This window comes from Paraniabella hibiscisoli (assembly GCF_022512515.1).
Lineage (GTDB): Bacteria > Bacteroidota > Bacteroidia > Chitinophagales > Chitinophagaceae > Niabella > Niabella hibiscisoli.
The window spans coordinates 275,352-287,984 of sequence record NZ_JAKWBK010000003.1; the positions used below are offsets into that span (position 1 = coordinate 275,352).

The window sequence follows — 12,633 nt, forward strand, 5'->3', positions numbered from 1 at the left end:
GCCTCCTTATTCCTGCAATAAGAAAATTTTAACATTCAAAGAATTGTAATTTTCACAATTATCTGATAATCAGTTTCAATAGTTTTTGCCTGCCAATTGTTTTTATTGTTCCTTTGCAGCATGGCAATAGAAGTAGGAATAATAATGGGCAGCGACAGCGATTTAAACATCATGCAGGCTGCAGCAGATATTTTAAAAGACCTGGGTGTTGAATACGAACTAACGGTTGTTTCTGCACACAGAACTCCCCTGCGCATGGTTGAATATGCGCAGCAGGCGAAATCAAGAGGTTTAAAAGTAATTATTGCTGGTGCGGTGGTGCAGCTCATTTACCAGGCATGGTAGCGTCTATCACCCCTTTACCGGTGATAGGCGTTCCGGTTAAATCGAGTAATTCGATCGATGGCTGGGATAGTGTTCTCTCCATTTTACAAATGCCCAATGGCGTACCTGTAGCTACTGTTGCTTTAAACGCCGCAAAAAATGCAGGCATACTGGCAGCACAAATTATTGGTATTACTAATGAGCAGGTAGGTGGCAACGTGGAAAGCTATAAGGAAAACCTTGAAAAAGAAGTGCTGGTAAAGGTAAACAACCTGAAAGAAAAAGGATATGCCAATACTTTCGATTAGTGCTCTGCAATAGCTACGAGCTGCTGCTCAAAAGCATAAGAGTTTTGGTAAAGAATATCAATGAGCCCGGGCCCCCAACAGGCAAGGTAAGGTAATATATTGTCTACCCGCTCCTGCAGATTATTATTGGGAAATAGTTGTTGTTTTAGCTTATCAATTTGTCGCATGGCATCGTTATAGTTCTTCTTTTCAGCCCGCAGAAACTTTTTTCCCAACTCAACGATATTTCTTTCTTCCTGTTTTTGAAGTGCGTAAATATGTCTTTTCAATGTGGGATCGATAGGTGCTGCCTGGTCAGCCAGCGACTCGAATAGGTTTTTAATAGTAAGCTGCGCCTGTTCTGTGGAAAGATCATGCTGACTATTTGCTTTTACCCATTTATTTTTTAAACCCAGTGAGCTTAGAAATAGTTCCTGTTGGGTAAAATTCAACTTAGTTATCCGTTCTACCTGCTTGCGATTGATGATAAGAAATGAATTGCGCAATACCAGCAGCGGATAAGGCACTTTGTAGTGATCGAATATACCTTTTAATTCCAGCCAGTAAGCCAGCTCTCCTCCTCCGCCAACAAAAATAATATTCGGCAAGATCATTTCCTGGAAAAGGCCACGCAGGATAACATTCGGACTAAATCTTTCAGGATGCGACGCCAATTCGTTAAGAAGGGCTTCTTCAGTAAACCTTATATCGCTGTCTAATACCATCCAGCTATCACCATCTCTTTCTATTCGCAACCGCTCTCCGTTATCTTTCAGGTAGAAAAGATTAATATCCCTCCCATGCGCCTGGGCTTTATAGCCCGCTTCTACCAGCTTCTGTGCCGTCTCTCCCACAATACCTGAAGAACGCTGATGCAGCAATTCATCTTTGAAAAGATCTATAGCAACCGACTTTAATACCGGGCTATCAGGTACCACTACTACCAGCCCATAATTCCCAAACAGGTAGTTTACCAACCCAAGTGTAGCCGTCTGTATATTATTACCTTTTACATAAAACTTTTTACAGCCTTCATGATATCCATTCCGTGAGGCTGCACTCCTATTTCTGACTCAATCCGGTCTACCAGCTTTAACAGATCATTGTCTATTGTCATTCTACCTACCGCACCGGTTTGCCTGGTGTTCCAAACCAGCTTTTCACCGTTCAAATGAATATGCCCCAATTCATCCAGGTCAGCGTCTTCACTGCCCATGTAATAAACCGGTACAAAATTATAGTCTGGATAAAGTGTATGACAATATTCAGCCAGCTTAATGGCATGTAGAATTTTATAAACGAAATATAAAGGACCTGTGAAGATATTGGGCTGGTGAGCCGTAGTGATCGTAAAGGTATTGGACTGTTTTAACAACCCGATACTTTTCACCAGCGCTTCTGTTTGATCGAGGTTCTGATACTGAGCCGTTAATACATCAACCAGAATTTGCCTGTTTTGCTCATAAGCACCTTTCGCCTTTAAAGTGGCGGCTAAAGATTCAGCCCGGGGAAATTGCTGATAGAATGGCTGCAGCGCCTCAGAGTCATTCAAATAATCCAAAGCAAGTTTGGAAAATGAATGTGTTTGTCCATAAGGAATTCCGGTTGCTTTGAAGTTCATATCGTCTTTAGCTTACCAAACGAAATACGCCTGCAACACTCACCTGATATAGGAGCGATTACTTTGGCGAATTCGAACTGACTATTAAAAAGATAAAAATACATGGATGAAAGTACTATAACGCTTTTATTTTGAAATAGTTTTTTAAGCTGGCAGTCCCGTAAAATAAAAAACCACCCTTAAAAGGGTGGCAATATCTTAAGCTGATCAAAAACCTATGCTCGTTTTCGGGTAACCATGCTATAAATCCAAAGCAGCAATATGGCGCCACCAATAGCAAATGCAAATCCTTTGAACGACCAATTACCATCGATAGCAACACCTAAAACCTGTGTGCCAATCCATCCACCAACAAAAGCGCCGGCAATACCAATCAGAATGGTCACAATCCAACCACCAGGGTCTTTACCGGGATGTAATGCCTTGGCGATTGCGCCAGCGATTAATCCAAAAATTATCCAGGACAAAATGCTCATAGTTTTAATTTTTTAAGGTTGGTAAAATTTATTACCAATTTACTATTAAAAAACATGCCAAAGCATTTACCTAAACTATTTTTATTCACATCCTAATGCACAATAAAAAATATTAAACTATACGTGGAATTTTTTGCTCCTGCATCATCAGGTCTGCCAAAACTATGGCTGTAGCAGCTTCAACAATTACCGGCGCCCTTAGAGCTACACAAAGATCATGGCGACCTTTTACCGAAAAATCTTCAGCCTGACCGGTCTCCCAGTTTAAGCTATGTTGTTGTTTAGGTGTAGATGCTGTGGGTTTTACAGCTATACGATATACTAATTCGTTGCCATTGGTAATGCCACCTACAATACCCCCGCATGGTTAGTGGTTGTTTTCCCCTCCATATTTTCAATAGCATCGTTATGCTGGCTACCAAACATTTTGGCTGCTGCAAAACCACTTCCGAACTCTACTCCCTTAACTGCCGGTATCGAGAACATCGCATGGGCTAGTAAAGACTCTACTGAATCGAAATGCGGTTCGCCTAAACCCAGCGGCAAGCCGTTCACGCGACATTCAATAATACCCCCACGGAATCCTTCGCATCAATGCCTTTCTGTAGCCCTTTTTCCAGGTCGGTTTCCCCGGCAATCTCGGTAAGCCTGGCCTCAACCGTAATACCCTTTAATAGTTTTTTGGCGATAACACCTGCACCAACCAACCCGGTAGTTAAGCGGGCGCTAAAATGCCCTCCCCCGCGATAATCTTCAAATCCTCCAAACTTTTTATGGGCTACAAAATCAGCATGACCCGGACGCGGAAAGCTGCGTTGCTTTTCATAATCGCCACTACGTGTATTCTTGTTTTCAAAAAGATCATAATAGGAAAGCCCGTCGTCTTTCCATTAAAATTACCGCTCCTGAAAATAGGAATATCATCTTCTTTCCTGGGCGTAGCTCCTTTTTGCGTCCCCCTTTACGGCGTTCCATATCGGGCAGAAAATCCTCTACCGGAATATCCAGGCCGGCCGGGCAGCCATCTATTACTACTCCCACGCCATCTCCATGAGATTCACCAAATATCTGCACTCTGAAAATTCTGCCAAAAGAGTTCATAATAATTATATTTTATGTACGAGGTACGAGGTACGTCATATGATGTGCAATGCGCTTATAGCGCGCCAAAAATCTAGCCTTTAAACCCTTCTTTTAATGCCGACAAATCAATTCCTCCTTTTACCTGGGCGCCTAATGTTTTGATATGATCATAAAAATCAGGATAGGATTTATTGATCGCATAAGCTTCCTCAATGGTAGTATCGCCTTCTGCTCTTAATGCAGCAACAGCGCAAGCCATGGCAATACGATGATCGTGACGAGAATGCACCAGGGTTCCTTTTAATCCATTTCCGCCGTGTACATGCATCAGGTCTCCATCGAGATCAACCTTCAATCCCATTTTACCAAACTCCTCTTGTAAAGTAATACCGCGATCGCTTTCTTTATGCGCCAGGCGGCTCACTCCTTTAATCTTGGTTATACCACTACAATAAGCAGCCAGAGCTACTAATGGAGGGAACAGGTCCGGGCAATCTGTAGCGTCAAACTCAAAAGCGTTCATTTCCGTTTTATGCAGCTGAATGCCTTTCGCATCTATCGCGATACCAGCATTAGCAGCCATTAAAGCTTCTGTAATTTTTTTATCAGCCTGTGTACTGGCAGTGCTTAAACCTCTCACCGTAATATTGCCAGCTATCGCACGGCTACGAGCAGGAAGGCTCCACCGCTCCAGTCACCTTCTACCGTATAGTTAGCAGTTACTTCAGCAGGAACAGCATCTTTATGAAAAATAAACTCTTCATAGTTTTTATTCTCAGGAACTTTCAAACCAAATTTCTTCATAACATCTAAAGTCAGATCGATATAAGGTTTGCTTTTTAAGTTATTCACCTTTATGGAAACACTGTCTCCTTCGAACGGCGCTACCGCAAAAGCCAGTAACAATCCTGTTAAAAACTGAGAGCTTAAAGAACCGTCAATAGTTATATTTTTAGGCTGTAAAGGGCCCTGTATCACCAATGGCAATTTACCACCGTTAGACGCCACCGTAACTCCCACCTGTGGCAGGATCTCATCAAAGAAATCCATCGGCCTTGTAACCAGGCTTCCTTCGCCATTGATCGTTATTTTATTGCTGGTTAATGCGGCCAGCGGAGTAAACATCCGAATACTTAAGCCACTTTCACCGCAATTAATAGTACCACCCTGGTCGCCATTCATAAATGCTACTTCAGCAGCCGGAGAAAAACCAGTACTATCAATCGTAATTTCTTCATTTCCCTTTTCAATAATGGCACCTAAAGCCTGTATAATACCCATCGCGGCTTTGTCATCATTGCTATGTCCGGGATTATATACTACAGATCTTTTTGCAGCCACCAAACCCGCTGCACAAGCACGTTGCATGGAGCTTTTGGAAGCCGGAGCTAAAATATCACCTTTTAAAACGGAGGGGGAAATCGTTACATTCATGTGTTAATTTTTCCATCGCCAAAGACGATGACTAATGATTCGCAGCGAACCTGCCTGACGGCAGTCATGGACACTTCGCAAATCTTTAGAAAACGAGGACCATCTATCGCCTTCTTACAATTTATTAATTATTTTTTCCAGGCGCTGTAGCGGAATAGGATGTACTATGGCCTTTCCTATTTTATTCAACAGCACAAAATTCATTTCTTTCTGAACACGTTTCTTATCCATTGCCAGCACTTCAAATACTTTTTTAGCGTCGAAAGAAATAGTAGTTGGTAACTGGTATTTTTCAATCAACGCCTTCACTCTTTCTTTTGCGTCAAAACCCAATAATTGCTCGGAGATCTGGCTGGCATACACCATACCTATGGCAACTGCCTCGCCATGCATTAAACCATACTGCGTTTCAATAGCATGCCCGATGGTATGACCATAGTTCAATAAACGCCTGTCCCCTTTTTCAAATTCATCCTTTTGTACTACTTTGGTTTTGATCAGGGCATTGCGCTGAACCAATTCAGCCACCAGCTTTTTATCCTTCATGTAATCAGCCAGGCTATGTTGCTCCAACTGCTTAAACATAGCGGCATCTTTAATGCAGGCATGTTTAATAATTTCGGCAAACCCGTTTTGCCACTCCTTTTCAGGCAAAGACTGTAATAAAGAAAGATCGTGCAACAGGAAGGAAGGCTGCCGGATAATGCCAACCATATTCTTATATACACCAACATCAATCCCATTTTTGCCTCCGATAGATGCATCAACCAGGGCCAATATAGTTGTTGGCACAAAACCAAAGCGGATCCCGCGCATATAAATCGATGCTGTATACCCGGTAATATCGGTGATCACGCCGCCACCTACACCAATCAATACCGATTTGCGGTCTGCTTTTTTCGATCAATTGACCGATAAGACCATCCACCAAAGACTGGTTCTTCTGCTCTTCACCGGGAGGAATTACGATGGTAGTAAAGCCCTTGAATTTAGCCTCATGAGCTTTAAAAATATTTTCATCAGTAATAACAATGGCACTTCTCTTATCCACTATTTTTCCCAGCTCTTTTAAAGAACTGTCAAAATAAAAATCGGTAGAAGCGTTGGAGAATTTAATGGTCTGAGCCAAAGTTGAAAAGTTTTAGACGATGGAGAAATAAGCAAAAGCGTACAATGTAACGTACACCATGTACGATGTAAGATGTAAGATGTACGATGTACGACCTTATCATCTATTCGTACATCGTACCTTTAATATCGTACTTTCCACTTAGGCGTCTAAAACCTGTTTCTGGTGGTTGATACTTTCCAGGTGAACCGCATCTAAGTATTTATTCAAAAAGTCGCGGCTTAATCCTAGTTTTTCACCACGGGCAGCTGTCTTTTCAATAATTTCCTGCCAACGGCCTGGCTGTAAAATCGTAATGTTATTGTCTTTTTTATATTGACCGATCTGATCAGCAATTTTCATACGCTGAGATAAGATTTGCAGCATTTCATCATCCAGGTGATTGATCTGCTGGCGTAATTTTTCCAGGGCCTGGTGATAGTCTTTATTATCTACATCTTCTTTTCTCCAGATGATGGCTTCCATCATTTCTTTCAAACGAGCCGGAGTTACCTGCTGTTTAGCATCGCTCCAGGCATTATCCGGATCGATATGGCTTTCGATCATCAAACCGTCGTAGTCCAGGTCAATTGCTTTTTGAGAAACCTCTAACAGGTTATCGCGTTTACCGCAGATATGAGAAGGATCGTTAAAGATCGGCAGCTCAGGGTATTTTAATTTCATTTCAATAGCCAGGTGCCACATGGGTGCATTACGGTACTGTGTGTTACCATAAGAAGAGAACCCACGGTGAATTAAACCCAGGTTTTTAATACCTGCCCGGGCGATCCTTTCTACACCACCTGCCCACAATTCCAGGTCAGGGTTGATCGGGTTTTTACCAATACCGGTACATCTACACCGTAAAGCATCCGCAATTTCCTGTACGCTGAAAGGGTTCACTGTAGTACGGGCGCCTATCCAAAGCACATCAACATCAAAAGTTAAAGCATCCTGTACCTGTTTAGCAGTAGCTACTTCGATAGCTGTAGGTAAACCTGTGATCTGTTTTGCTTTCTGAAGCCAGGGTAAACCTTTAGCCCCGATTCCCTCGAACATACCGGGCTTGGTACGTGGTTTCCAGATGCCGGCGCGTAGCATATCTACTTTACCGGTGGCTGCTAGTTGCTGTGCTGTAGCCAACACTTGTTCTTCCGTTTCGGCGCTGCAAGGACCGCTTACGATAATCGGCCTTTTAGCCCATAGTTCCTGGATTTTTTCTTTTGATGAAACCTGCTGAGTGCTCATTGAAATATAATTATTGATGTTTATTTAATAACCGAAAGAGTTTGTTTTAAAATTTATTCATTTATAATGAAAACATTGAATAGTTTTTAATCAATTTTCCATCCGGCAAATTTAATTGTTTATTTGATGATTCTTTTTATTTTATTGGCATCTGATATTAACGACTGTAAGTTTTCCTGGTCGCTATTGGCGATATATTCTTTAAATTTTGTGAGCTGATCGATGTGCTCGGATAATACATCCAGTATATTTTCTTTATTCTGAAGAAAAATGGGCACCCACATAGCCGGGTTACTCTTTGCCAAACGCACCGTGCTTTCAAAACCGGCTGATGCAATCTGGAAAATGGCGCTTTCTACCTTTTCCTTTTCCAAGACCGTATTAGCCAGTGCAAAAGACGTGATATGAGAAATATGACTTACATAGGCTACGTGCAGATCATGCGCACGGGCATCCATATCCACTACCCGCATACCAATTTTCTGGTACATTTTATCCACCCATTCTACCGCATCTGCATCACTTTCGCTACGATTGCAGATGATTACGGCCTTTCCTTCAAATGCGCCTCTTACTGCTGCAGTTGGGCCACTGTACTCGGTTCCCCACATCGGATGTGTGGCCACATAGCGTCCGCGATTGGGATGACTTTGTATCGCGGCAATCAGGTCAGATTTGGTTGAGCCCATATCCATAACGATCTGGTCCGTTACTTTATCCAGTATCTGCGGCAGGAGGTTTACCTGCACATTCACCGGAACGGATAGTATAATTACATCAGCAGCCTCAATAGCTTCATCCAATGGTAACACTTCATCCACCAGTTCATACTCCAATGCCTGCTCGGCGTGTTGCGCACTGGCTTCCACTCCAATCAAACGGGAGGAAAGCTTTTTTCATGCAACTGCAAAGCCATTGATCCACCAATGAGTCCCACTCCTACAATTGCTATTTTTTTCCGACTGTTCATGCCACTAAACATTTCGCTGCTATGCAGCCTTTATTTACAACCCTGCTTTTATTCTTTTAATTGCTTCATCAAATCGTTCCACCGATCCGCAAAGGCTTATTCTTATATATTCATTCCCGGCGCTTCCGAAAATACCACCAGGGGTAATAAATACATTGGCTTTATATAGCACATCGTCTGCTATTGCGTAACCATCTTTATAACCCGCGGGTATTTTAGCCCATACAAACATACCCACCTGGTTTTTCGAATACACTGCACCTAGCAGATCCAGTAATTGAAAAACCTTTTCTCTTCTTTCCCTGTAAATGACGTTTACCTCATCATGCCAGTCCTTACCCAATGTTAATGCTTTCGCAGCAGCCAACTGTAAAGGCAGGAACATGCCACTATCCATATTGCTCTTAAAGCGCAGCACTTCATTAATTCTTTCTGCGGCACCGCAAAGCACACCTACCCGCCAGCCGGCCATATTGTGAGACTTACTAAGTGAGTTCAATTCGATTACCACATCTTTCGCTCCTTCGATACTTAATAAGCTGACAGGCTCGTCGTTCAGCACAAAGCTGTACGGATTGTCATGTACAATTAAGATACTATGTTTACGTGCAAAAGCGATCAGCTTTGCAAATACCTCCTTATCTGGTTGCTGTCCTGTAGGCATTTGCGGATAGTTCACAAAGAATAATTTCACTTTGCTCAGGTCCGTTGCTTCCAGCGCATCAAAATCGGGTTGGGAATTATTTTCTTCTTTCAAATCATAGTTGATGCAAACACCACCCGCGATGGTTACATTACTACGATAGGTAGGATAACCAGGATTAGGCACCAACACCGCATCGCCTTCATTTAAATAGGTCATACAAATATGCATGATGCCTTCTTTGCTCCCGATCAGCGGTAAAATTTCTGTATCAGCATTTAACGATACTCCATACCATTTCTGGTACCAGTCTGCAAAAGCCTTTCTTAAAACCGGGCTGCCTTTATAATTCTGGTAACCGTGCACATTGGGCTTTTGAGCTTCTTCAAACAAAACTTTTACAACATCAGGGTGTGGAGGCAGATCCGGACTACCTATGCCCAGGTTTACAATATTCTTGCCCTGCTTATTCAGCTCATCGATCTCCCGCAGCTTCTGAGAAAAATAGTATTCTCCTACGCCCTGCAATCTTTTTGCTACTTCCATATACCTTTATTATAAATGCCGTAAATTTTAATCGCTTCTGTTAATGGTTTCAGTTTCTCAATTACCCTTTCAAAGGTTTTAATATTATCGAATTCCAGGTCTGCATGAAACTGGTACTTAAACTCTGAGCCGGGAATGGGAAAACTTTGCAGCTTGGACATATTTACTTTATGTATGGCCATTACGCCCAAAACCCTCGCCAGCGCTCCCTCTTTATGTATTGTTTGAAAATTGATCGACGCCTTATTACCCGTTTGTGACTCCTCAATATCTTCCGGTCTTTTTAAAACCAGGAAACGGGTATAGTTCTTTTTCAATGTCTGGATCTTCGGCGCTATAACATTTAAGTCGTATATCTCGGCAGCCAGGCTGCTGGCGATAGCAGCCGTATGCTTGCTTTTATATTGAGCAATATGCTTTGCGCTCAAGGCAGTATCATCGCTCTCCACCAGCTTCCATTTGTATTGGTCGAGATATTCATAACATTGTTGCAGAGCCATGGTGTGAGAGTGCACTTCTTTAATATCTTCCAAAGTTACACCGTGGTTTACCAGCAGGTTCTGGTGGATCTGCATATATACTTCTCCCACGATCTTCAGGTTGCTCCCCTGTATTAAATTATAATTGGCCAGTATGCTCCCGGCTATTGAATTTTCAATGGCCATGATACAACCGTCAGTACGACTAGCGTCTTTTGCGGCTACCATCACATCTTTAAAAGTGGTACAACACTCCACCGTTACATTTTTATTAAAGAAGTGATTAGCGGCCTGTTGATGAAAACATCCTTCAAAACCCTGGATGGCCATGTGAGGGCTGCTGTTTGGTTTACTTACTGTTTGTTCCTGCGAACTGTCGGCTTTTGGCACCATTTTAAAACTTTTACTTATCCTGGCAAGACCGGGTAAGTGCTAAAAAAAAATCCCGGCTTTATTTTGCCAGGATTCTTTTTATGTTGAATTATTTTTATCTGTTTCGTTTCAACTAAAGCATTCCCGGCTTCATTTCAAAAAAGAAGCTAAAATAAAAACCGGTAAAAAATCGAGTTGCTGTCATTATACCGCAAATTTAAAAGATAAAATCAAATAAACAAATATATTTTATGCAAACGTTTGAGCAATATATTAACCTCAGAAACTAACAACCGGTAGTTTAAAATGCAGTACAGTGGCCTATCTTGCATAATAATGCATCCAGACTTCTGCATATTTTTACTGATCATATCGTTGGGTATGGCAGCGAGTGTTTTGTTCAAAAAACTCACACTATTAGCGGCCATTACAGGTGGTATATTAAGCTGTTGTATTTATGCGGGAGCCGGGTTTTCAGGCATTACCCTGATGGCTGTATTTTTCCTACTCGGCGTACTCGTTACCTCCTGGAAGATGAATCAGAAAATAGCGGAGGGTTTAGCCGAATCTCAAAAGGGCAAAAGAACGGCAGCGCAGGTTTTCGCCAATGCGGTGCCGCCGCTATAGCCGGCCTGATTGCCTGGATACTGCCTGAGTTACATTTACACGCACCATTGATTATAGCAGCCTGCTTTGCTTCTGCCACGGCCGACACGGTTTCTTCGGAGCTAGGTAATGTATATGGCAGGCGCTTCTATCATATACTCTCTTTTAGAAAAGGAGTAAAAGGAGCTAACGGCGTTATCAGTATAGAGGGAACGCTGGCCGGATGCATAGGCAGTTTGGTTATTGCGCTCCTATATTCCTTCTGGCAGGGTTGGAATACGGACCTGCTACTTATCGTTGGTGCGGGTATCGTAGGCAATCTCATCGATTCGATCCTTGGAGCTGCCTTAGAAAACAAGAGGTATATTAGTAATAACGCAGTTAACTTCCTCAACACGATTGCAGCAGCTATTTTTGTGTTGATACTGAATTTACTGCGTTGACGATTATCCGCCATTCAATCACATCAATCAAAACAGAGAAACCATACTTTAACTAAAACCATTAGTATTATTTTGTTCTATTTTACATCTTTGAGCTTTATTAATTACCCCAATTGCAACTAACTTTGTGAAGTTGAAAAACCTTTGGAAATATGGGTTCTGCGCACTAACTGCTACAGCTTTTGTAATGTATGCCCGTGCGCAAACGGCTCCTGCAGCCGACAGCATCCGCATTCCTCCACGTCCGACCATGGAGCAGATCATGAAAGACTGGGGGCCTAATGACCTTACCAAAATAGGCGCTATCTGGTACGGAACAGACTATAACTCGTTTAAAATGATGCCTTTCACCGAGGAGGAAAATATATGGATATCCAAACTCCCCCGGCCAAACTGGAGCAGGTAAAAAAGAGTATAACCGGCTGAGAAATGCCGTATATGTTTGCTATCCGTATGCCCGTATTGCTGGTAATACGATCAACCAGATCAACCGCGACGCTGAGGCGCTCGGCAAGAAAAAGGATAAGAAGGCGCTTATAAAAGCTAAAGAAAAAGAGTTAAAGAAGCAATTTGCCGACCCGCTTACCAACCTGTCAGTATACCAAGGAAAGGTATTAATGAAGCTGATCAACCGGCAAACAGGCAACAATTGCTACGAAATTTTAAAAGAATACAAAGGGGGATTGAATGCCCGTATCTATCAAACGGTGGCATTTTTTATGGCGGTAGCCTGAAACAGGATTATAACCTAAAGGACAATTTTGACCGGGATATTGAAAATTTTGTAAGAGAAATTGACGCCAGCTGGTATAATAATCCTTATCAGAATCCCAATTATATCAGGCAGTAGGGCGCTGGCTATTCTTATTATATAAATCACCTGGGTGAAGGCAATGCCTCTGCCGGCATCAACATCAACGATTTGCAGTATTTTTTGGCCTGCTGATAATTTTCTCCTAATACTAACGCCAAAAACTGTAAATGCAGGCTTTA

The 12,633-nt window shown here is 42.3% G+C and carries 15 protein-coding genes and 4 pseudogenes; 6 read left to right on the forward strand and 13 right to left on the reverse strand.

Going from position 1 to position 12,633, the window contains the following annotated elements; all coding sequences use genetic code 11:
• Positions 1–171 precede the first annotated feature (171 nt).
• A pseudogene (purE, locus tag MKP07_RS32575) lies at positions 172–632 on the forward strand (5-(carboxyamino)imidazole ribonucleotide mutase).
• On the opposite strand, the pseudogene bshC reads toward purE, so the two are convergent.
• From bshC to MKP07_RS32640, 13 genes and pseudogenes are all read right to left on the reverse strand, one after another.
• A pseudogene (gene bshC, locus MKP07_RS43295) lies at positions 629–2,232 on the reverse strand (bacillithiol biosynthesis cysteine-adding enzyme BshC). The pseudogenes purE and bshC sit on opposite strands and share 4 nt — an antisense overlap.
• Before the next feature lie 215 nt (positions 2,233–2,447).
• Entirely contained in the window at positions 2,448–2,708 is a 261-nt protein-coding gene (locus MKP07_RS32590; protein ID WP_240852243.1) for a GlsB/YeaQ/YmgE family stress response membrane protein, read from the reverse strand.
• Between the two features lie 112 nt (positions 2,709–2,820).
• Positions 2,821–3,263, reverse strand: a pseudogene (locus MKP07_RS43300) (chorismate synthase).
• Positions 3,260–3,508 (reverse strand): annotated as a pseudogene (locus MKP07_RS40350) (chorismate synthase); the annotation flags it as partial. The pseudogenes MKP07_RS43300 and MKP07_RS40350, both read right to left, overlap by 4 nt.
• A 61-nt stretch (positions 3,509–3,569) precedes the next feature.
• Positions 3,570–3,809, reverse strand: a complete 240-nt coding sequence (locus MKP07_RS40360) for a chorismate synthase (RefSeq protein ID WP_262920105.1) — start codon at positions 3,807–3,809, stop codon at positions 3,570–3,572.
• Positions 3,810–3,882: 73 nt separating this feature from the next.
• Complete coding sequence (locus MKP07_RS40365; RefSeq protein WP_317236194.1) at positions 3,883–4,431, reverse strand: 3-phosphoshikimate 1-carboxyvinyltransferase; 549 nt, start codon at positions 4,429–4,431, stop codon at positions 3,883–3,885.
• Positions 4,432–4,445: 14 nt separating this feature from the next.
• Complete coding sequence (locus MKP07_RS40370) at positions 4,446–5,225, reverse strand: 3-phosphoshikimate 1-carboxyvinyltransferase (protein ID WP_262920106.1); 780 nt, start codon at positions 5,223–5,225, stop codon at positions 4,446–4,448.
• Between the two features lie 114 nt (positions 5,226–5,339).
• Positions 5,340–6,080 carry a 3-dehydroquinate synthase gene (locus tag MKP07_RS32615; RefSeq protein ID WP_240852756.1) on the reverse strand — a complete coding sequence of 247 codons (741 nt, stop codon included), beginning with the start codon at positions 6,078–6,080 and terminating at the stop codon, positions 5,340–5,342.
• A complete protein-coding gene (locus MKP07_RS32620) occupies positions 5,989–6,354 on the reverse strand; it encodes a hypothetical protein (RefSeq protein WP_240852245.1) in 366 nt (121 codons plus the stop codon). The genes MKP07_RS32615 and MKP07_RS32620 overlap by 92 nt, the downstream gene beginning before the upstream one ends.
• 141 nt (positions 6,355–6,495) lie before the next feature.
• Positions 6,496–7,581 (reverse strand): chorismate mutase, encoded by a 1,086-nt coding sequence (locus tag MKP07_RS32625; RefSeq protein ID WP_240852246.1) that lies wholly within the window; start codon positions 7,579–7,581, stop codon positions 6,496–6,498.
• Between the two features lie 119 nt (positions 7,582–7,700).
• Entirely contained in the window at positions 7,701–8,450 is a 750-nt protein-coding gene (locus MKP07_RS32630; RefSeq protein WP_240852757.1) for a prephenate dehydrogenase, read from the reverse strand.
• Positions 8,451–8,585: 135 nt separating this feature from the next.
• Positions 8,586–9,740, reverse strand: coding sequence for a pyridoxal phosphate-dependent aminotransferase (locus tag MKP07_RS32635; protein WP_240852247.1), 1,155 nt, complete (start codon positions 9,738–9,740; stop codon positions 8,586–8,588).
• Positions 9,731–10,612 carry a prephenate dehydratase gene (locus MKP07_RS32640; RefSeq protein ID WP_240852248.1) on the reverse strand — a complete coding sequence of 294 codons (882 nt, stop codon included), beginning with the start codon at positions 10,610–10,612 and terminating at the stop codon, positions 9,731–9,733. Before MKP07_RS32640 ends, MKP07_RS32635 begins: the two co-directional genes overlap by 10 nt.
• 315 nt (positions 10,613–10,927) lie before the next feature.
• Here MKP07_RS32640 and MKP07_RS40375 point away from each other — a divergent pair, with 315 nt between their 5' ends.
• From MKP07_RS40375 to MKP07_RS32660, 5 genes are all read left to right on the forward strand, one after another.
• On the forward strand, positions 10,928–11,218 hold the full coding sequence (locus MKP07_RS40375; protein ID WP_262920109.1) for a DUF92 domain-containing protein: 291 nt from the start codon (positions 10,928–10,930) through the stop codon (positions 11,216–11,218).
• 20 nt (positions 11,219–11,238) lie between these two features.
• Positions 11,239–11,640 (forward strand): DUF92 domain-containing protein, encoded by a 402-nt coding sequence (locus MKP07_RS40380; RefSeq protein WP_262920184.1) that lies wholly within the window; start codon positions 11,239–11,241, stop codon positions 11,638–11,640.
• A 127-nt stretch (positions 11,641–11,767) separates the two neighbouring features.
• A complete protein-coding gene (locus tag MKP07_RS32650; RefSeq protein WP_240852249.1) occupies positions 11,768–12,046 on the forward strand; it encodes a hypothetical protein in 279 nt (92 codons plus the stop codon).
• Between the two features lie 16 nt (positions 12,047–12,062).
• Positions 12,063–12,374, forward strand: a complete 312-nt coding sequence (locus tag MKP07_RS32655) for a DUF4294 domain-containing protein (RefSeq protein WP_240852758.1) — start codon at positions 12,063–12,065, stop codon at positions 12,372–12,374.
• The gene (locus MKP07_RS32660) at positions 12,290–12,490 is read left to right on the forward strand and encodes a hypothetical protein (protein WP_240852250.1); all 201 of its coding nucleotides are present in this window, start codon (positions 12,290–12,292) and stop codon (positions 12,488–12,490) included. The genes MKP07_RS32655 and MKP07_RS32660 overlap by 85 nt, the downstream gene beginning before the upstream one ends.
• Positions 12,491–12,633: the final 143 nt, after the last annotated feature.